This is a genomic window from Pedobacter cryoconitis, from assembly GCF_014200595.1.
Lineage (GTDB): Bacteria > Bacteroidota > Bacteroidia > Sphingobacteriales > Sphingobacteriaceae > Pedobacter > Pedobacter cryoconitis_C.
On the sequence record NZ_JACHCG010000004.1, the window covers coordinates 227,762 to 248,649 of the forward strand.

A 20,888-nucleotide genomic window follows, 5' to 3' on the forward strand; every position below is an offset into this window, starting at 1 on the left:
CACCAGCATGAAAAAAACAATTTTATCATTAACCATCCTGGCAGGACTTTTTGCTGCCTGTCAGCAAAATAAAACTACAGAACAAAAAATAGACAGTCTGGCTACAACACCAGATACGAATGCTTCCAAAGCGAAAGCCTGCTACGTCTACATTAAAGATAAAGACACCGTTTCCCTCTCACTGATTACCGCAGGAAATGCAGTAGCAGGTAGCTTAAACTATAATTTTTATGAGAAAGATAAAAATGCCGGCACTATCGCGGGAATAATTAAAGGAGACACCATTATTGCAGATTATACATTTCAATCTGAGGGATCAACCTCTTACAGACAAGTTTCATTTATCAAAAAAGGAGATCAGTTGTTAGAAGGTTACGGCCCAACACAAGAAGCAGATGGCAGAAGGGTCTTTACTAATATAGCAGGCTTAAAATACGGGGACATTACCCTTTCACCGGTCAACTGTAAATAAGAAACGTTTTGAATCCTTAAAAGGACTCAAAACGCTCCCAAAATCCGTCTACAGGAAGTTTGGCAAAGATATTTACCGGTTCTTTTTTAACCGGGTGAAGGAATTGCAATCTTCTGGCGTGCAAACAAATACTTCCTTTACGGCTGCCGCGTGGGTAGCCGTATTTATTATCCCCAACAATCGGGCAGCCTAAAGTAGAAAGCTGGACCCTGATCTGATGAGAGCGTCCTGTTAAAGGATCGACCTCAATCAGATAATATCCGCCAAGTTCGCCAAGCAGCCTGTAGCTTAATTCAGCACGCTGACTTCCCGGAACTTCTGTATTGTGCGGCGTAACCACATTTGTTTTTGGATTTTTTACCAGCCAGTGTACCAGCGTTCCGGAAATATTAGCCGGACGGTTGCGTACAACCGCCCAGTAAGTTTTCTTAACCTCCCTGTTTTTAAAAATGGCATTCATTCTTTCCAGTGCCTTACTTGTCTTTGCAAATAAAATCACCCCGCTTACCGGGCGGTCTAAACGATGTACCACACCTAAAAAAGCACTGTTAGGCTTATTATATTTTTTGGCGATGTACCTTTTCACCATATCTTCCAATGGCTCATCACGAGTTTCATCCACCTGAACAATATCACCTGCACGTTTACAAATCGCAATCAGGTGGTTATCTTCGAAAAGTACATCTTTATCAGTTACCGACATTTTTAGTATTGCTCCTTTTCATTTGGAAAGTCATTCGCTTTCACATCCTTAATATATGCTTTTGCAGCACCTAAAATTCCGTCATATAAATTAATATACTGACGTAAAAAGCGTGGTTTAAAGCCTTTAGTTAAACCGATCATATCGTTTACTACTAAAACCTGTCCATCACAATGTGGTCCTGCCCCTATGCCGATAACCGGGATATGAAGACTTTCAGACACTTCTTTAGCCAGTGCAGCAGGTATCTTTTCCAATACAATTGCAAAACAACCAGCATCCTGTAACGCCTTTGCATCAAGTTTCAGCTTTTCAGCTTCTTCTTCACCTTTGGCTCTAACTGTATAAGTTCCGAATTTATAGATCGACTGAGGAGTTAAACCTAAATGGCCCATTACAGGGATACCCGCAGTAATAATCCTTGAAATAGAATCGACCACTTCAGTACCGCCTTCCAGCTTTACACCGTGAGCACCTGATTCTTTCATGATTCTGATGGCAGAACTTAAAGCCTCTTTAGAATTACCCTGGTAAGAACCGAAAGGAAGATCTACTACTACAAAAGCGCGTGTTGCGCCTCTTACGACACCCTGTGCATGATAAATCATCTGATCCAGTGTAATCGGCAAAGTAGTTTCATGGCCCGCCATTACGTTTGAAGCTGAATCACCAACCAATAAAACATCAAGTCCCGCATCATCCAGAACCGTAGCCATGGAATAATCATACGCAGTTAACATTGATATCTTTTCACCACTCTGTTTCATCTCTTGCAGAATGTGGGTCGTAATACGCTTTACTTCTTTGTGTATAGACATAAATTTATGCTTTTAGGGGAGCAAAATTAGGGTATTCAATTGAGAAAATTACCCTAAAACCAATTATATAAGGGATATCCAACGTAACAATTCAATCCTGATAAAAAAAATATGGATTTAAAGATGAAAAAGCTATCTTTGTATCCCGAAATGAACGGGTTAAACAACAGCACATTTGTTAATCAATATAGCGACTTCAAAACCGCAAATCTTCATTCATTAATCCCTTTTTTAAACTTTATTTTTCATTTTAATTACGATGACTAACTACACCAAGTTACCTGCTATCCTGTTATTGGCTGACGGTACTGTTTACCACGGTAAAGCTGCCGGAAAGATTGGTACAACGACAGGAGAGATTTGTTTCAACACAGGAATGACGGGTTATCAGGAAATTTTCACTGACCCATCTTATTTCGGACAAATCATGGTCACTACGAATGCCCATATTGGTAATTATGGAATTCATAAAGAAGAAATCGAATCTGATTCGATTAAGATTGCAGGTCTGGTTTGCAAGAATTACAACATCGGCTATAGCCGTAAAGAAGCAAATGAATCTATACAGGATTATTTCCAGGATGAAAACATCGTTGGAATTTCTGATATCGATACCCGTGCTTTAGTAAGAAAAATCAGAGATCAGGGAGCAATGAATGCGATTATCTCTTCTGAAATTACTGACATCGAAGAACTGAAAGCTAAATTAGCACAAGTACCTTCCATGGATGGATTAGAGCTATCTTCACAGGTTTCTACTAAAGAGCCATATTTCTACGGTTCACCAGATGCGACTTATAAAGTAGCTACCCTGGATTTTGGGATCAAGAAAAACACCTTGCGTAACTTCGACGAAAGAGATTTATATGTTCAGGTTTTCCCTGCAAAAACAACTTTTGAAGAAATGGACAAATGGGGAGCTGATGCTTACTTCGTGTCTAATGGCCCTGGCGATCCATCGGCAATGCCTTATGCCATTGAAACTGTTAAACAGATCCTGGCTTCAGACAAACCACTTTTCGGTATCTGTTTAGGTCACCAGTTATTAGCACAAGCTAACGGAATTGGTACTATGAAAATGTTTAACGGCCACAGGGGATTAAATCACCCGGTAAAAAATATTATTAAAAACCACTGCGAAGTAACTTCTCAAAATCATGGTTTCGGTGTAATCCCGGAAGAAGTAAGAAGTTCTGACAAAGTGGAAATTACACATATCAACTTAAATGATCAGTCGATCGAAGGAATTCGTGTGAAAGGCAAAAAAGCATTCTCGGTACAGTATCACCCTGAATCTTCACCTGGCCCGCATGATTCACGTTATCTGTTTGATGACTTTGTGAAGCTGATCAAAGGCGAATTAAGCTGGTAGACTGGTAATCACCGGTTCTAACCATCATTTTACCGACATTTTAAGAAAGGATTGAGTCACATCAATCCTTTTTACATTAAACCTTGTTACATTTATCTCATGGATAAAACGAATACCATTATCAGTGTCCGTAATCTGGTAAAAAACTATGCTGACTTCAAAGCAGTCAAAGGGATTAGTTTCGATGTCTATGAAAATGAGATTTTCGGACTGCTTGGCCCTAACGGTGCAGGAAAAACAACTACATTGGAAATTATCGAGACGCTGCGGGAAAAAACTTCCGGAGAAATTACAGTAGATGGATTTTCTGTAGATAAAGATGCCAATGAGATCAAAAGAATCATTGGCGTACAATTACAGGCTGCGGGTTATTACCCAAACCTGAATCTGGTGGAGCTTATGGAACTTTTTGCTGGTCTGTATGGCGTAAACATCAAACCCATGGAGATGCTGGAGAAAGTAAATCTTCAGGATAAAGCAAAAGCAAAATTCAAAGCCCTCTCCGGAGGACAGAAACAACGCTTTTCTATCGCTACCACTTTATTAAATTCTCCTAAGATCATTTTTCTGGATGAACCGACAACCGGACTGGATCCTCAGGCGCGCCGTAATTTATGGGATCTGATTATTGATATCAGGAACAATGGAACTACCGTAGTGCTAACCACCCATTATATGGATGAAGCAGAACAACTTTGCGACCGTGTAGCTTTTGTAGAGCATGGAGAAATCATTGCGCTTGATACCCCGGATAACCTGATTGATCAATTAATCAACAGCGGATTCGAAAGAAAAAAAGAAGTTAAAAAAGCTAACCTCGAAGATGTATTTATCAATCTTACAGGCCAGGAATGGCGTGAAGGCTAAATGAGCTCAAAAATGAATAAACCATACAATAATACTAAAGCGACACTGGCCCTTGCCAAAGCAAGTTTCAGATCTATTACCCGCAGCCCGTCGGCTGTAGTTTTCACCCTTGCCTTTCCATTGATTTTTATCCTGGTATTTGGTTTCCTTGGCGGCGGCGGCGTTAAATTAGATCTTGCCGTAGCACCAGGCTCGGATATGCAAAATCCGGTAATCATCGCCCTGCAACATACTTCTGTAATCCATTTGATTACTGATCAAAGCGAAGTTGAGCTTCAGCAGCGGTTAGAAAAAGGAACGATTGCTGGTGTAATTGATGTCCATAAAAACATCGTGGAACAACCTGCTTATTTAGCAAACGTAAAATATACTTCTGCATCGATGGATAAAGGAAACATCCTGAAGTCGATACTGAACAACCTGATGTATACTTTAAATACGAAAGATTTGAAGCCATCGGTAGCAGAATTGAAAGAAAGTACTGTTCATGGCAGAACTTACCGCACGATAGATTTTATCCTGCCGGGACAGCTTGGTTTCTCGTTATTGAGTACCGGCGTTTTTGGAACAGCTTTCGTTTTCTTCAGCTTAAGACAAACCCTGGTGATCAAACGTTTTTTTGCCACTCCGGTAAAAAGATCGAGCATTATCCTTGGTGAAGGCCTCGCCAGGATAGGTTTCGCCTTAATTGGTGCGTTATTTATCATTCTGATCGGCCATTTCTTTTTCCATTTTACGCTCATCCACGGGGTCACGACGGTGATTAATATGCTGCTGCTTTCCACTATCGGTGTCATTGTGTTTATGGGCTTCGGTTTTGTCGTTTCTGGTATCGCAAAAAGTGAAAGCACGATCCCTCCTATCTCAAATATTATTACCTTACCACAATTTTTATTATCTGGTACGTTCTTCTCTATAGAGAATTTCCCAAACTGGCTGCAACCAATTAGCAGGGCCTTACCGCTCACCTATTTGAATGACGCGATGAGACAGGTTGCTTTTGAAGGCGCCGGGCTATGGGATGTGAAACAACAGATTTTAATCATGGTGATCTGGGGAATAGGAATATACGCGGTAGCGGTGAAGGTATTCAAGTGGGAATAAAATTATAGGAAAATCAATCCTGATAATTTATAATTTTATTTTAACTTTGATCATCACCTGGTAATTGTATTATTTACACTAAGGAGATAAAAACACTTAAAACAACTAAAATGAGTTTAATTATTGATGTTCATGCAAGGCAAATCCTCGATTCTAGAGGTAACCCTACTGTTGAAGTAGAAGTAATCACTGAAAATGGCCAAATGGGCCGTGCTGCTGTACCATCTGGTGCAAGTACTGGTAAACATGAGGCTGTTGAGCTAAGAGACGGAGATAAAAAAGTTTACATGGGCAAAGGTGTATTAAAAGCCGTTGAGAATGTGAACAAGAAAATAGCTAAAGAACTTCAGGGTATCGACGTTTTTGAGCAAAATCTGATTGACAAGGCAATGATTGACCTTGATGGTTCAGAAAACAAAGGAAATTTAGGAGCTAATGCAATCTTAGGTGTTTCTTTAGCAGTAGCTAAAGCAGCGGCAGCAGAAAGCAGACAGCCATTATACCGTTATATCGGTGGTGTAAATGCAAATACATTACCTATTCCAATGATGAACATCTTAAACGGTGGTGCACATGCGGATAACAAAATCGACTTCCAGGAGTTCATGATTATGCCATTGGGAGCCAGAAGTTTCTCTGAAGCACTACAAATGGGAACTCAGGTATTTCACCACCTGAAAGACGTATTAAAGAAAAAAGGTTATTCAACAAATGTTGGTGATGAAGGTGGTTTTGCACCAAACATCGGTTCAAATGTTGAGGCTATTGAAACTGTTTTAACAGCGATTGAAACTGCTGGTTTCACTCCTGGTAAAGATATCTGGATTGCTATGGATGCGGCTGCATCTGAAATGTATGATTCAAAAACTAAAACTTACAACTTCCATAAATCATCTGGTGAGAAATTAACTTCTGACGAAATGGTTAAGTATTGGGTAGACTGGGCTAATAAATACCCTATCATCTCTATTGAAGACGGTTTAGATGAAGATGACTGGAATGCATGGGAAGCTTTAACTTTAGCTATCGGTAACAAAGTACAGTTAGTGGGTGATGATTTGTTTGTAACTAACGTTAAACGTTTACAACAAGGAATCGATAAAAGCATCGCGAACTCTATCTTGGTAAAAGTAAACCAGATCGGTACTTTGACTGAAACTATCAACGCAGTATCATTGGCACAAAACAGTGGTTACACGTCGGTAATGAGTCACCGTTCAGGAGAAACTGAAGATACAACCATCGCTGACCTAGCAGTTGCTTTAAACTGTGGTCAGATCAAAACTGGTTCAGCTTCACGTTCTGACAGGATAGCTAAATACAACCAATTATTACGTATTGAAGAAGAATTAGGTTCTGCTGCACGTTTTATTGGTAAAGATTTCAAATTCTTGAAAAAATAAGCTGGGTTTCCAGTTTTAGCATAGAAAGCATAGTCGGAAACGGCTATGCTTTTTTTATTTTATAATTTATATCTTTGTTTATATGAACAGATTACTGGAAATCTTTCGCAACAAGTACTTTCTCTCTACCGCAGCATTCGCAGTATGGATGTTATTCTTTGATAAGAATGATATGCTCTCTCAATACGAGTACCGCACAGAAGTACATAAGTTACAGGAAGAAAAAGATTTCTATGAAAAGCAAACTGCTCAGGTGAAAAAAGATCTTAACGAACTGAACACCAATCTGAACACTGCTGAAAAATTTGCAAGAGAGAAATACTTCATGAAAAAAGACAATGAAGATGTTTTTGTGATCATTAAAGCAACCCCTAAAGACTAATAGCCAAATCTCGGCAGCGAAAGCTTATAGCGGACTACCACCACTCTGAGTGCAAAAATAAATCCGATAACCAATACTTTCGCCACATCAGCTTTAAGATTAAAAAACAATAAGGTGAAGTATAAGATCCCTCCCAGAATACAGGCCGTAGCATAAATCTCTTTTTTAAAGATCAGCGGAATAGTATTCAGCAAAGTATCCCTGATTACTCCGCCAAAACAACCTGTGATTGTACCCAGTGCAATACAAATCCCCGGACTCAAACCAAAAGCTATCCCTTTTTGAATCCCAAGAATAGTAAATAACCCCAGTCCCATCGAGTCAAACAGAAACAGTGTCACCGTAAACCGCTTCCGATGTCTTTTTAAAACTATGGTTAGCAATGAAGTGACCAGGATCAGCAAACAGTAGTTTACATCTCGCATCCATTTAACCGGGGTATCGCCCAAAAGTAAATCCCTGACCGTACCACCACCAATAGAAGTTACAAAAGCAATAATCAATACCCCAAAAGGATCAAGCCGCCGCTGTATAGCAGAAAATGAACCAGAGATCGCAAAAGCGATGGTTCCTAAAATTTCTATAACCTGAGAGGTAGTGAATTCCATAAATTAACCTTTATTACAGCGCCGAATTTCTTTTACGTACAAACCATTCTATGCTGAGCATGGCCATAATCAGCACAAATAAGCTTTTTAAATTAATCAATTCCTCATACTTGCGATCTTCATAACTCAGCGTTTTCAACTGGTTACTTTGAAGCAAGTCATCCTTAATTTTTGAAAGCTGGTCTGGAAGATACAATTTTCCGTTGGTCTGGGTAGCTAACTGATACAATAATTGATGATTTGCCAGGGTCTGCTGAAATTCGGCAGTTAAAGTGTTGACGAAAAAGGAGCCTTTATCCTGGTAATGCTGATTACCCAATGTTGTACTGGCTGTATAACTGTAATTACCCGGAGGCAATACACCGGCATCCAGCTGATAAGAAGATTCATACCTGGAAAAAGTAAAATTATAAGTCTTGCCCTTTTCATCTTTTAATAACAAATTGACATCAGGTGTATTTACTGGCTGATAACTATCATTATATAACAACGCATTCAGTAATACCCGATCATTCTCTTCAAAAGTATTTTTAACCGGCCTGACTTTAAATTTCCTTTTGTCATCCTTCACAGAAAGATACTGCACTATCTTCCCCATCAGGTCATTGAATACCGGGGTCTGCGGGTTTTCACGGGCTTCTGACAGCTTCCACTTCCATAATCCTTCTCCAATCAGATACCCCACCTTACGACCGTTATCATTCATGAAAAATAACTGCGGACGATCAGTTTTCGCTTTTCCATTCCGCTGATCCAGTACAACCTGCTGCGTTCCTAAAATCTTAAACACACCAGACGGTGACTGTAAAGGATCAAAATTTTCAATGACTTTACGCGAGACAGGATCTAAATCAAAAACGGAAAGGTTTTGATCAATAGCACTATATTGATATTGAGGGACTGAATTTCCAGAAAAGCTAACCTGCTGCTGTACCTGGTTAAACCTGCCCGGATTACTTTGCATCCCCACCACATACCAGAGCGGAACTTTCTCTGTCTTTATTTTCGCCAGAAAACTGCCAGCATCAAATTGATTATCGGGCAATTGATAAAGAATGATTAACCCATAGGTCTTCGGATCAATCTTCAGCAGCGCATCATTCAAGACCACCGAAACCTCATGATGTTTATTTAAGCCGATTGCCTGCTTCAAAGCTGCCAGATCCGGATGCGGGCCTGCCGCAGCAATTAATATCTTTTGACGCTCATCAATAACATCTACTAAAGTTTGATAAACATTATTTTTAGTGGAAATCTCCTTAGCCACTGGGGCTACTGAAATGGTATATTTATGCTGGCCAATTTTTGAGGCCTTTAAATTAACCGGAATGTTTTTAGAAAATTGAGGTGAAGTTACCTGAACAGCCTTTTCGTATACCTTTTTCCCGTCTTCCAGCACCGTTAGCTGAATTGGAAGACCATCACATTGAAATGCCTGTACCTGTATCTCCATCCTGAAATCATTATCCAGGTAAACCAGGTCATTCACATTAACAGCATTGATCGATATATCTTTTTTAGGAATAGTATCTCCCAAAGCGATCGTATAAACCGGGGCTTTCAGTAAAGCCAGTTCCTGCGCCGGATTACCCCCGCGATTAAAAATCCCATCAGTAGCTATAATCACTGCTCCGACGTTTTTATTGAGCAGTTCATCATTGAGTTTACTGATCAGCTGTGCAGCGTTGGTAAGTTTACCTTTATAGCTAAAATCAAGCCCGCTAACCACACGATCGCTAAAGCTATAGGCTCTAACCTCATATTTCTCTGAAAGTTCAGCCTGAAGCTGCTGAAGTGACTTTCTATACTTTACACTATCAAATCCTGCTGGTTTAAAAGCCATAATAGATTCTGAGTTATCCTGTGCGATAATCACAATTGGCTTTTCCAGCGTATAACTTGTCTGTTTAAGCAATGGAGAAAACAATAACCATAAGATCAAAGTAAGCGTTACCGTCCTGATTACTGCTAAACCTATGTTGACCGGGCGGGTTAAATTTGAATTCTTTCCATAGAGCAGCCATGCGAAAAACAAACCAGCTGCCAGACAACCAGTAAACGCAAGAAAGCTATAGAAATTGAAAGTATCGCTCATAGATCAGCCTAAAGATGCTGATTTTTTAAAAACCGAATGCATAATTCTTTAGAAAAATCAGATTTATCTGCCTGTCTTATGATGTTTTCACTCATAAAAAAGGGTAAGACCATTTCCTGTAACAGAAACATTTTTACCCTTTTAAATAAAATTTAATGAATTAGCTGACGCTTATAACATACCACCGCAAACAGACAATACCTGTCCGGTTACATAGGCACTCATATCAGAAGCAAGGAATACACAAACATTCGCTACATCCTCAGGTTCACCTGCACGTTTCAAAGGAATACCTTCTTCCCAGCCTTTAACAACTTTAGGATCCAGTACATCAGTCATCTCTGTACGGATAAATCCTGGAGCGACCACGTTGGTACGGATATTTCTGGAGCCTAATTCTTTAGCCACTGATTTAGAAAAACCAATAATACCAGCTTTAGAAGCTGCATAATTAGCCTGACCAGCATTTCCCTGAACACCTACTACCGAGCTCAGGTTAATGAAAGATCCTTTACGGGCCTTCATCATCACTTTTGATGCTGCTTTAGTCACATTGAACACAGATTTCAGGTTTACATTAATTACGTCATCCCAGTTCTCTTCGCTCATACGCATTAATAAACCATCTTTAGTAATTCCTGCATTGTTAACAACGATATCAATTGTACCAAATTCAGCAACGATATCACTAATTAGTTTTTCTGCTTCATCAAATTTAGAGGCATCAGAACGGTATCCTTTGATTTTAGTACCGAAAGATTGTAGTTCCTGCTCTAATGCTTCTCCTTTTTCTACTGAAGACAGATAAGTGAAAGCAACATTCGCACCCTGTTCTGCAAACTTCTCCGCTATTTTGCGGCCTATTCCTTTTGAAGCACCAGTAATTAATGCTGTTTTTCCTTCTAATAGTTTCATGTAGTGGTTATATATTGTTTTTTATAATATTTAATCTTTTTATATTGCTGGTTCCTGTTGACTCAGGCAATGGAAACTACCCAGTCCCCAGATAATATCTGTAGAATCAATCCCAACTACTTTGCGGTCAGGGAAAGCACCTCTGATAATATCCAGTGCAATCTCATCATTCACATCTCTGAAAGTAGGTACAATTACCGCAGCATTTGCAATGTAAAAATTAGCATAGGAAGCAGGCAAACGTGTATCCTCATGGATAACTGGTGATGGCATTGGCAACTGGATGATGTTTAAAGGCTCACCATTCAATAAACGCATGGTCTTCAACTCTTCCAGATTTTCTTTTAAAAGGATATAATTCTCATCTAATGGATTTGATTCCACAACAGTTAATACCGTATTCGCATTCACAAAACGGGTTATATCATCAATGTGACCATCAGTATCATCACCTACAATTCCATCTCCAACCCATAAAATCTGTTCTGCACCATAACATTCTTTCAGATACTCTTCAATCTGCTCTTGATTCAAATGCGGATTTCTGTTTGGATTTAACAAACAAGCTCTGGAAGTTAAAATCGTTCCTGCACCGTTAAATTCTACAGATCCGCCTTCCATAACTATACCCGGATTAAATACCGGCAAACTGAAATGATCTGCAATACGGGTAGGTATAACATCATCTAACTCATACGGAGGATATTTTCCACCCCAGGCATTATAACCCCAGTCAATTACTACCTTTTGCTGTTCTGCTTTTGGATTCAACAAAAAAGCAGGGCCATGATCACGGCACCAGGCATCATTGCTCGGATTAAAATAAAATTCTATCTGCGTCAAATCTGCACCCGCCTCCTGCAATTTTGAAATTGCGAAAGCTTTGGTTGCTTCATCATTTACATTGATTCTTACTTTTTCTCCCTGAGCCACGATTTTGATAAACTCACAGTATGGTGCGTAAATCATATCAATCTTACCCGGCCATGAAGCTTCTTTATGCGGCCATGTTAACCAGGTAGCCTCATGTTTTGCCCATTCAGCAGGAAAGCTATATCCGGCTTTCTTCGGAGAGTTATCAAATAGACTCGTCATCTATATATCTTTTGGTAATTGGTGAATAAGTATCAATTCTTCTGTCACGTAAAAATGGCCAGTGTGTTCTGTAACGGTCAGACTTGGACAAGTCTAGTTCTACCACTTTCAGTTCTTCCTGATCGTGTGTAGCCTGGTATAAAAGAGAACCGAAAGGATTGGACACAAATGACCCTCCCCAGAAAGAAACACCAGCTTCTTCACCAACACGGTTGATACTGACTACAGGTACACCATTTGCGATAGCGTGCGAACGCTGAATGGTCTGCCATGCATTGTATTGTTCTTTATTCGTTTCCTCATCCTGTGTGGTTGCCCATCCTATTGCAGTTGGGTAAACCAAGAAATCAGCCCCCATCAGCGCAGTGATTCTTGCAGCTTCAGGATACCATTGATCCCAGCAGATCAGGACACCAATTTTTGCATATTTGGTTTTGAATACTTTATAACCTAAGTCACCAGGAGTGAAATAGAATTTCTCATAAAACCCAGGATCATCCGGGATATGCATTTTACGATATTTACCTAAATAGGAACCATCTGCATCCAGAACAGCAGTAGTATTATGATATAAACCTTCCGCTCTTTTTTCAAACAGAGAAGCAACAATAACTACATTTAATTCTTTGGCAACGGCCGATAAAACATCGGTAGACGGGCCAGGGATAGTTTCTGCTAATTTGAAGTTCTCATACTCTTCAACATCACAGAAATATAGTGAGGTAAAAAGCTCCTGCAAGCAAACCACCTGGGCGCCCTGAGCCGCTACTTCACGGATCTTTGCAATTGCTTTATCTAAATTTTCTTGTTTGCTACTGGTGCAGGTCATCTGCACCAATCCAACTTGTACTTTAGCCATTCTTTGAATTTTTGTGACCACAAAGTTAGCAGAAAAAAAATTCTGTACTTCATTATTCTGAAAAGCGTATCTCAGCTAAGATTAAAGGCTAAAAATCAGAATTTTATCAGTGTTTTCGGCTTATAATAATATTGATAAAAAAGCAGATAAGAAATAATCAGACTTGCAGCAAAAGATAATCTGGGCATACCGAACATGATGATATAAAAAGATAAAATAAATAGGCCGAATACCCATAACAGGTATCTGTACATTCTTAAGCCCATCAAATATAAAATACTCCGGAAAAGCAGCGCTGTACTTAATCCGGACAATAACATTTCTACTGCTGTTAAAAAAGGAAATTGAGAGAAACACCAGATACACTCCGGCAGAATAATTAAGAAGTAGATGAAAGAGAAGTTTAAAAACAACTTGAACCTGCTGTAAGGAAGGTTCCTCGCAAAACTGAGGTAAGTTTCTTTAAAACGATGTTCCTGATAAATCAGTACGCTGTGCAAAGTAACAATAGCGAGTATAATAATATAGGGTACGCGCAAGTCTTGTTTGTTGGCTGCAAAAATATAAAGTACGCCGGTCATCACTAACAATGAGGCAATTTTAGTGAGCAGATAGATCAGCTTTGTCCGGTCAAAAAGATGATACATAAATAAGCTTGAAAAAGGTTTGCTGATCCCGCTGCTCAGTCTGAGGAGCAAAGAAGTTTTCCTGGTTTTGTTAATGCGGTTAACCAGGTATATATAAAGCAATGCACTGATCAAGGCCATGAACAGAATGTAGACCAGGGTAATTGCAGGGATCATATTCGCATCATAGATTACACCCAGAATAGTAGCAAAAAGCCAGTAGCCTAAAAATGGCAGAGAGATCACCAGCTGTACACAGAACCAGCTTTTGAACTGTTCCAGCTTACTGAAGGAAGTCATCCCGTAAAATAAAAACTGATTATTTTCCAATTGTAATTGTGCGGCTACGTATTGCCAGCTTTTGATAGAATAGATCAGCCAGCAGGCGAAAACCAGCAGCATCATGACAGGAGTAATAATGAAAGTCATCATTAACATCAAATGATAAAATGTAGACTCCTCCATTTGATAAACACCAGCAGTATTTATAAAAAAACAATAACTGATAATCGTGACGAAAAGGAAAAGTAACAGCCCTGATTGTTCCCTGTAAAAACGGTAGGCAAATATTTTAAGCAGTACCTGCGTGAGTGATCCGGACATCTTATAAGCGTGTTAAATGCTGATTTTCGATTAAGATCTTTTTAATTAATGGCAAGACTGCGCTTTCAAATGGCTGATGTGATGCCAGCAGGAAACTCGTTTTATCCTTTTCATGTTTTTCTGCGATCCACCGGTAAAGGATCTCCAGTGATTCTACATCAACAGTAATTAAAGGTTCATCCAGTAAAATAATTTCTGGTTTGCCTAAAAAAGCAAGAATAAGGGATAGTTTCTTCAGCATACCACTGGAATAGGTTCCCAGGTGCCGGTTAATATAGGAGGTCATTTTCATGCTTTCTATATAATAAGCTGCTTGCTGCGCATCACCACCTTTTGCAGCAGCAAACAAGCTAACCATTTCTTTACCTGTTAAGAACTCAGGAAATATGGGCTCTGCTTCTGCGAAATTTACCAGTTTACGAAAAGCAAGAGTCTGCTTTTTCACGCTGACCGGATTAGCCAGATTACCAGCAGGAGATTTCAGGATAATATCGCCCTTAAAATCAAGGATACCTGCAATTGTTTTCAGCAGCGTACTTTTCCCGGAACCATTTGCCCCCTGGATCCAGTAGATACCCGGATCCATACTATAGTCATCTATTTTTAAAGCCGGGAAGTTATGATATGATTTTTGATAATTTACGAAGCTAAGCATATCCAGTCTTTAGGATAGTAGGACAGCAATCAACTGGTATTGTTACGTTTAAAAGAAAGCTAAATATTTTTTTTAAGAGGCAGCCGTTTGATTCAGGGAATCCCTGTATTCCTGCTGTAATTCAAACAGGCATTTAGCACAAAGACAACTATCATAATGCTCACTGATATACTGCACTTCATTCAGGTCAAGGTACACCACACTGCACTGACATTTAGTGTAAGAGTTAGCCTTGCACTCAATCGGCACACCGCAACGTTCGCATGGTATAATTTCGTGTTTAGCCATTAAAAAGGGTCTTATACAACAAAAGTACGGTAATTTGACTTACCGTACTTTATGCCTTTCATTTTATGAGATTTAGATTATCCTGAGCAGCTGATACAGCCTTCTTCCATAGAACAGACCGGGCCATCAGTGATTTCTTCAACCACCTGCTCAATATGTTCAGGAATTACAGGTTCCATGTTTTTACCAGCCTGGTTTTCTACAGTGAATTTCACCGCTTGTGATGCAGCCTGAGTACGCAGGTAATACATTCCTGTTTTCAAACCTTTCTTCCATGCATAGAAGTGCATTGAAGTCAGTTTAGAAGTATTAGGAGCGTTGATAAACAAGTTAAGGGATTGCGACTGGCAGATATAAGCACCACGATCGGCAGCCATATCAATGATACTACGCATTTTAATTTCCCAAACTGTTTTATACAATTCTTTGATATAATCAGGTATTTCAGCGATGTCCTGGATAGAACCGTTAGCTAAAATAATTCTGTCTTTCATTGCTGGCGTCCATAAACCTAAAGCAACTAAATCTTTAAGTAAGTGTTTGTTAACCACGATGAATTCACCGCTCAATACACGTCTTGTATAGATGTTTGAAGTATAAGGTTCAAAACATTCATTGTTCCCTAAAATCTGAGAAGTCGAAGCTGTAGGCATTGGTGCAACCAATAAAGAGTTACGTACACCGTCTTTAACTACTTTTTTACGCAATGATTCCCAATCCCAACGGTTACTCGATGGTGTTACGTTCCAAAGATCAAACTGGAATTTACCTTTTGATAAAGGAGAACCTTTGAAAGTTTCGTAAGCTCCGTCTTTAACAGCAAGATCATGCGAAGCAGTCATTGCAGCAAAGTAAATAGTTTCAAAAATTTCTTTGTTCAGTTCTCTTGCGCCTTCGCTTTCAAAAGGTAAACGCATTAAGATAAATGCATCTGCAAGCCCTTGTACACCTAAACCAACTGGTCTGTGGCGCATATTAGAGTTTCTCGCTTCTTCTACCGGATAAAAGTTATAATCAATGATCTTATTCAGGTTTAAAGTAGCCTGATAAGTTACATCATATAATTTCTGGTGGTCAAATTCTCCATTGATAACATATCTCGGTAAGGCCAGTGAAGCTAAGTTACATACTGCAACTTCATCTTTAGAGGTATACTCGATGATCTCTGTACATAAGTTAGAACTTTTGATAGTCCCTAAGTTCTGCTGATTAGATTTACCGTTCGCAGCATCTTTGTACAACAAGTATGGTGTACCGGTTTCAATTTGTGAATCCAGGATAGCGAACCATAATTCCTGTGCTTTGATCGTTTTACGGGCACGGCCTTCTTTTTCGTAACGTGTATATAACGCGTTAAATTCTTCTCCCCAGCATTCTGCCAATCCTGGTGCTTCATGTGGACAGAAAAGGCTCCATTCGCCGTTTTCTTCAACACGCTGCATAAATAAATCGCAAACCCAAAGTGCATAGAACAAGTCACGTGCGCGCATTTCTTCTTTACCGTGATTTTTACGCAAATCAAGGAAAGCGAATACGTCAGCATGCCAGGGCTCTAAATAGATTGCGAAAGCACCCTTACGTTTACCTCCACCCTGATCTACATAACGTGCAGTATCATTGAATACTTTTAACATGGGTACGATACCATTACTGGTTCCGTTTGTTCCGCTGATATAAGAACCTGTAGCTCTTACGTTGTGAATACTCAATCCAATACCACCTGCACTCTGTGAGATTTTGGCAGTTTGTTTTAAAGTATCATAAATTCCTTCGATACTATCATCCTGCATAGATAATAAGAAGCAAGATGACATTTGAGGTTTTGGTGTTGCTGCATTAAACAACGTTGGTGTAGCATGGGTAAACCAACGCTCACTCATCAGGTTATAGGTAGCAATTACACTATCAATATCACCTTTGTGAATTCCTACAGAAACACGCATAAATAAATGCTGCGGACGTTCTACGATTTCACCATTAATTTTTAGCAGGTACGATTTTTCAAGGGTCTTGAAACCAAAGTAATCGAAACCAAAGTCACGGTCATAGATGATTGTGCTGTCTAATAAATCAGCATTTTCCTGAATAACTTCCCAAACATCTTCAGCGATTAAAGAAGCTGATTTTTCAGTTTTAGGGTCTATATATCTATATAACATCTCCATCGTCTTTGAAAACGACTTCGTGGTATTCTTATGCAAATTTGATACGGCTATTCTAGAAGCTAATAAAGCATAGTCCGGGTGTTTTGTGGTTAAAGAGGCAGCAGTCTCAGCAGCAAGATTATCTAATTCTGAGGTTGTAACACCGTCATACAATCCTTCAATTACTTTCTTGGCTACATCTATAGGATCAACAAGTTCCACATTAAAGCCATAACATAACTTTTCGATCCGGGCAGTGATCTTATCAAACCGCACCGCTTCTTTGCGACCATCTCTTTTTTCTACAAACATATTTTCTTAGGTTTTATGCTGCTTATTCTCGTTGTTCAAAGCAATTCCGAACATAGGCAACAGTTTATATTCTTTTATTAAAAATCATCATCCAGAGAGAAAGCCGAAGCTTTGTCTTCTGAAGACGTCAACACCCCACTTTTCTGGTAATCCCCAACACGTTTCTCAAAGAAGTTGGTTTTTCCCTGCAAGGAGATCATCTCCATGAAGTCAAACGGATTAGTAGCGTTATATATTTTGTCATATCCCAGTTCGCTCGACCATCTGTCGGCCACAAATTCGATATACTGAGACATTAGTTTGGCATTCATACCGATCAGTGCAACTGGCAGTGCATCTGTCACAAATTCTTTTTCTATTTCAACGGCATCTTTGATGATACCATGAACTGCTTCCTGAGAAAGTTTATTTTTCAGCATTTTGTAAAGCAGGCAGGCAAATTCACAGTGCATACCTTCGTCTCTTGAGATCAGCTCATTGCTGAAGGTCAATCCGGGCATTAAACCACGTTTCTTCAACCAGAAAATTGAACAGAAACTTCCGCTGAAGAAAATACCTTCTACAGCTGCAAAAGCTACCAGACGTTCCGCGAAGTTTCCTCCGTCGATCCAGCGCAATGCCCATTCTGCTTTTCTTTTTACACAAGGTACAGTGTCAATAGCGTGGAACAGTCTGTCTTTTTCTGCTTCATCCTTGATATAAGTATCAATCAATAAAGCATAAGTTTCAGAGTGGATGTTTTCCATCATAATCTGGAAACCATAAAAGCAACGTGCTTCTGGCAACTGGACTTCACTCATAAAGTTGACTGCAAGGTTCTCATTCACAATTCCGTCACTGGCTGAGAAAAATGCCAGGATATGAGAGATGAAATGGCGCTCTCCATCATTAAGATTATCCCAGTGTTTCTGATCATCAGATAGATCAATCTCTTCGGCCGTCCAAAAACTAGCTTCACTCTTTTTGTACATTTCCCAGATTGCCGGATATTTAATCGGCAAAAGTACAAAGCGATCTTTGTTCTCTTTCAGTAATACTTCTTCTTCCATGGGTATATTATAAGGGTAATAAACGATTGTCAATAGGTATTAGTCCTCTTCAATAGTCTTTTCAGCAGACCGGCTTCAATAAATCAAAAGTTTTACCTAAAATCAGGCTTAATATTTAATCATAAAATATTAACTACTAAACCTTTACCTAACAAATTATTGATAATAATGTCAGAATTTTTGTTTAAACAAATATATACTTTGAGGCTTTTAAACGTTAGCAATAGTTCTTAACAAGAGGGCGTAGTTATCCACACTGCGGGACAAAAATTACAGTTAATTTACTTTGTAAAGTTGTTATTGTTTTCTGTTGTTATCAAAGAAACCAGAAAAAACTGTTGATAACATTTGCAATTCTGACTATTGCTACCTGATATTCAGGATTTAAGAGGATTTATCGTAGCTGATTTTCACTTTGGACTGTCCTTTTCTAAAAAAACCGAGGTCTTTGGCAGCTTGTTCTGAAACATCAATAATATATCTTTTTGTAAAAGGGCCTCTGTCATTGATTTCCACATCTACTGATTTTCCCGTCGCGACGTTGGTGACAGTTACGATCGTACCAAAGGGAAGTGAACGGTGAGCGGCTGTTAATTTGCTTCGCCGGTATTTGGCTCCGCTGGTAGTTCTTTTGCCTTCAAACTTCCTATGATAATAGGTTGCCATTCCTGTTTTTATTAGCGTTGAACCGTCTAAAGCTGTACTGTCCAGTGCTGTAGTATCTCCCTGTGCGTCAACTTGCAAGAACAAGAATATACTCAATAAAAGCAAACAATATCTCATATTTAATTTTGTTGGTGAACTTTCAAAGGTAAGTAAAAAAAGTATATACCACCAAACTAAAAATGCCCAATGATCTGATCATCGGGCATTTACGTAAATTAAAACGGGTATTTTCAGGGTTTAAATACCTTTAAAAGCTATTTATCGGGAACAAAATTCATTGAAATTGAGTTCACACAGTTTCTTGTATTTTTTGCTGTAAATCCTTCACCCAGGAACACGTGTCCAAGGTGTGCTTTACAGTTTGCACAGACGATTTCGGTACGTGATCCATCTGCGTCAGGGATCCTGATTACTGCGCCTTTAATCTCGTCATCAAAGCTCGGCCAGCCGCATGAGGATTCAAATTTTGATTCCGAACGGTAAAGGGCTGCATTGCACCGTTTGCAGGTATAAGTACCTTTAGCTGTGTTTTTCAATAATGTTCCAGTTCCTGGATATTCTGTGCCTTTGTGCACAATTACATCTTCTTCTTCTGCGGTTAATTTATTCCATTCCATTTTTCCGGTGGTTTTTGAAGGTGATTCTTTTTGTTGTTTCTGCGCACAGGCCATCAAGCTGCAAATGCAAACAAGCCCGGCTATTAATATCGATTTACTAATGATCGTTTTCATATTTCTATATACGTTTAACGGCCCCCTTCAGTTTTTAGCACACAAATAATGCAAGCTGACAAATACGTGATAAAAAAAAAGAGGCTCGTTTTGACACGAACCTCTTTTATATGAATTTAAGAAGGATTATTTTTTCAATAATTCTGCCATAGCTTCACCGATTTCAGCAGGACTTTCTACTACACGGATTCCGCATTCTGCCATAATTTTCATTTTAGCAGCAGCAGTATCATCAACACCACCAACGATAGCACCAGCATGGCCCATTTTACGTCCCGCAGGAGCAGTCTGGCCGGCGATAAATCCTACTACTGGTTTTGTACCATGTTCTTTGATCCAAAGCGCAGCTTCAGCTTCCATACCACCACCAATTTCACCGATCATGATGATACCTTCAGTTTCAGGATCATTCATTAACAATTCAACAGCTTCTTTAGTAGTTGTACCGATAATTGGATCTCCACCAATACCGATTGCTGTAGTGATACCTAAACCTGCTTTCACTACCTGGTCAACTGCTTCATAAGTTAATGTTCCTGATTTAGAAACAACACCTACTGTACCTTTTTTGAAGATAAAACCTGGCATGATACCAACTTTAGCTTCATCAGCAGTAATAACACCCGGGCAGTTAGGACCGATTAAACGGCAATCTCTTCCAGTAATATATTCTTTAACCTGAATCATATCCTTTGTAGGGATACCTTCAGTAATACATACAATAACTTTTATTCCAGCTTCAGCAGCTTCCATAATGGCATCTGCGGCAAAAGCAGGTGGAACAAAGATAATAGATACATTAGCTCCAGCTTGATCAACCGCATCTTTAACCGTGTTAAAAACCGGTCTGTCTAAATGAGTTTGTCCGCCTTTACCAGGTGTAACCCCGCCAACTACGTCAGTTCCGTATTCTATCATTTGTGAAGCATGGTAAGTACCTTCATTTCCGGTAAAACCTTGTACAATTACTTTTGAATCTTTATTTACTAAAACACTCATGTATCTATATTTTTTTATGCAAATCTAAGATTATTGAATGGAATGGCAAATGCATTTGGAATTATAATGAAAAGAAATGTGTGGGAGAGTGCGTGAGAGGGGAAACAATAAAAACCGACAAC

21 protein-coding genes are annotated in these 20,888 nt (G+C 39.2%); 6 read left to right on the forward strand and 15 right to left on the reverse strand.

Features of this window, described 5'->3' with window-relative positions; all coding sequences use genetic code 11:
* Positions 1-7: 7 nt before the first annotated feature.
* The gene (locus tag HDE70_RS20745) at positions 8-472 is read left to right on the forward strand and encodes a hypothetical protein (RefSeq protein WP_183865879.1); all 465 of its coding nucleotides are present in this window, start codon (positions 8-10) and stop codon (positions 470-472) included.
* A gap of 16 nt (positions 473-488) precedes the next feature.
* On the opposite strand, the gene HDE70_RS20750 is transcribed toward HDE70_RS20745, so the two are convergent.
* On the reverse strand, positions 489-1,175 hold the full coding sequence (locus HDE70_RS20750; RefSeq protein ID WP_068403383.1) for an RluA family pseudouridine synthase: 687 nt from the start codon (positions 1,173-1,175) through the stop codon (positions 489-491).
* Positions 1,176-1,177: 2 nt separating this feature from the next.
* Positions 1,178-1,993 carry a 3-methyl-2-oxobutanoate hydroxymethyltransferase gene (gene panB, locus HDE70_RS20755; RefSeq protein ID WP_183865880.1) on the reverse strand — a complete coding sequence of 272 codons (816 nt, stop codon included), beginning with the start codon at positions 1,991-1,993 and terminating at the stop codon, positions 1,178-1,180.
* Between the two features lie 259 nt (positions 1,994-2,252).
* Between panB and carA the strand changes: the two genes are divergently transcribed.
* From carA to HDE70_RS20780, 5 genes are all read left to right on the forward strand, one after another.
* Positions 2,253-3,365 (forward strand): glutamine-hydrolyzing carbamoyl-phosphate synthase small subunit, encoded by a 1,113-nt coding sequence (gene carA / locus HDE70_RS20760; RefSeq protein WP_183865881.1) that lies wholly within the window; start codon positions 2,253-2,255, stop codon positions 3,363-3,365.
* Between the two features lie 99 nt (positions 3,366-3,464).
* Complete coding sequence (locus HDE70_RS20765) at positions 3,465-4,232, forward strand: ABC transporter ATP-binding protein (RefSeq protein ID WP_183865882.1); 768 nt, start codon at positions 3,465-3,467, stop codon at positions 4,230-4,232.
* Between the two features lie 12 nt (positions 4,233-4,244).
* Positions 4,245-5,336 (forward strand): ABC transporter permease, encoded by a 1,092-nt coding sequence (locus HDE70_RS20770; RefSeq protein WP_183891733.1) that lies wholly within the window; start codon positions 4,245-4,247, stop codon positions 5,334-5,336.
* A gap of 110 nt (positions 5,337-5,446) precedes the next feature.
* Positions 5,447-6,739, forward strand: coding sequence for a phosphopyruvate hydratase (eno, locus tag HDE70_RS20775; protein ID WP_183865884.1), 1,293 nt, complete (start codon positions 5,447-5,449; stop codon positions 6,737-6,739).
* An 82-nt stretch (positions 6,740-6,821) separates the two neighbouring features.
* Entirely contained in the window at positions 6,822-7,121 is a 300-nt protein-coding gene (locus HDE70_RS20780) for an FtsB family cell division protein (RefSeq protein WP_183865886.1), read from the forward strand.
* Here HDE70_RS20780 and HDE70_RS20785 read toward each other — a convergent pair.
* The 13 genes from HDE70_RS20785 to sucD form a co-directional block, all read right to left on the reverse strand.
* Positions 7,118-7,729: a trimeric intracellular cation channel family protein gene (locus HDE70_RS20785; protein WP_068403394.1), complete on the reverse strand. Its 612-nt coding sequence runs from the start codon at positions 7,727-7,729 to the stop codon at positions 7,118-7,120. The two genes, HDE70_RS20780 and HDE70_RS20785, sit on opposite strands and share 4 nt — an antisense overlap.
* A gap of 13 nt (positions 7,730-7,742) precedes the next feature.
* A complete protein-coding gene (locus HDE70_RS20790) occupies positions 7,743-9,824 on the reverse strand; it encodes a hypothetical protein (protein ID WP_183891734.1) in 2,082 nt (693 codons plus the stop codon).
* Between the two features lie 171 nt (positions 9,825-9,995).
* Positions 9,996-10,739, reverse strand: a complete 744-nt coding sequence (gene fabG / locus HDE70_RS20795) for a 3-oxoacyl-[acyl-carrier-protein] reductase (protein WP_183865888.1) — start codon at positions 10,737-10,739, stop codon at positions 9,996-9,998.
* Positions 10,740-10,778: 39 nt separating this feature from the next.
* Positions 10,779-11,834, reverse strand: a complete 1,056-nt coding sequence (locus HDE70_RS20800) for an agmatine/peptidylarginine deiminase (protein WP_183891735.1) — start codon at positions 11,832-11,834, stop codon at positions 10,779-10,781.
* On the reverse strand, positions 11,818-12,693 hold the full coding sequence (locus HDE70_RS20805; protein ID WP_183865890.1) for a carbon-nitrogen hydrolase: 876 nt from the start codon (positions 12,691-12,693) through the stop codon (positions 11,818-11,820). Before HDE70_RS20805 ends, HDE70_RS20800 begins: the two co-directional genes overlap by 17 nt.
* Before the next feature lie 95 nt (positions 12,694-12,788).
* Entirely contained in the window at positions 12,789-13,922 is a 1,134-nt protein-coding gene (locus tag HDE70_RS20810; protein WP_183891736.1) for a hypothetical protein, read from the reverse strand.
* A gap of 1 nt (position 13,923) precedes the next feature.
* Complete coding sequence (locus HDE70_RS20815; RefSeq protein WP_183891737.1) at positions 13,924-14,577, reverse strand: ATP-binding cassette domain-containing protein; 654 nt, start codon at positions 14,575-14,577, stop codon at positions 13,924-13,926.
* 72 nt (positions 14,578-14,649) lie between these two features.
* The gene (locus HDE70_RS20820) at positions 14,650-14,865 is read right to left on the reverse strand and encodes a cysteine-rich CWC family protein (RefSeq protein ID WP_183865893.1); all 216 of its coding nucleotides are present in this window, start codon (positions 14,863-14,865) and stop codon (positions 14,650-14,652) included.
* A gap of 77 nt (positions 14,866-14,942) precedes the next feature.
* A complete protein-coding gene (locus HDE70_RS20825) occupies positions 14,943-17,321 on the reverse strand; it encodes a ribonucleoside-diphosphate reductase subunit alpha (protein WP_183865894.1) in 2,379 nt (792 codons plus the stop codon).
* A 77-nt stretch (positions 17,322-17,398) separates the two neighbouring features.
* The gene (locus tag HDE70_RS20830; protein ID WP_221270555.1) at positions 17,399-18,370 is read right to left on the reverse strand and encodes a ribonucleoside-diphosphate reductase small subunit; all 972 of its coding nucleotides are present in this window, start codon (positions 18,368-18,370) and stop codon (positions 17,399-17,401) included.
* 384 nt (positions 18,371-18,754) lie between these two features.
* On the reverse strand, positions 18,755-19,153 hold the full coding sequence (locus tag HDE70_RS20835) for a septal ring lytic transglycosylase RlpA family protein (RefSeq protein WP_183865895.1): 399 nt from the start codon (positions 19,151-19,153) through the stop codon (positions 18,755-18,757).
* 137 nt (positions 19,154-19,290) lie between these two features.
* Positions 19,291-19,767 (reverse strand): methionine-R-sulfoxide reductase, encoded by a 477-nt coding sequence (locus tag HDE70_RS20840; protein WP_183865896.1) that lies wholly within the window; start codon positions 19,765-19,767, stop codon positions 19,291-19,293.
* A gap of 126 nt (positions 19,768-19,893) precedes the next feature.
* Entirely contained in the window at positions 19,894-20,766 is an 873-nt protein-coding gene (gene sucD, locus HDE70_RS20845; protein ID WP_068403412.1) for a succinate--CoA ligase subunit alpha, read from the reverse strand.
* Between the last annotated feature and the right edge of the window lie 122 nt (positions 20,767-20,888).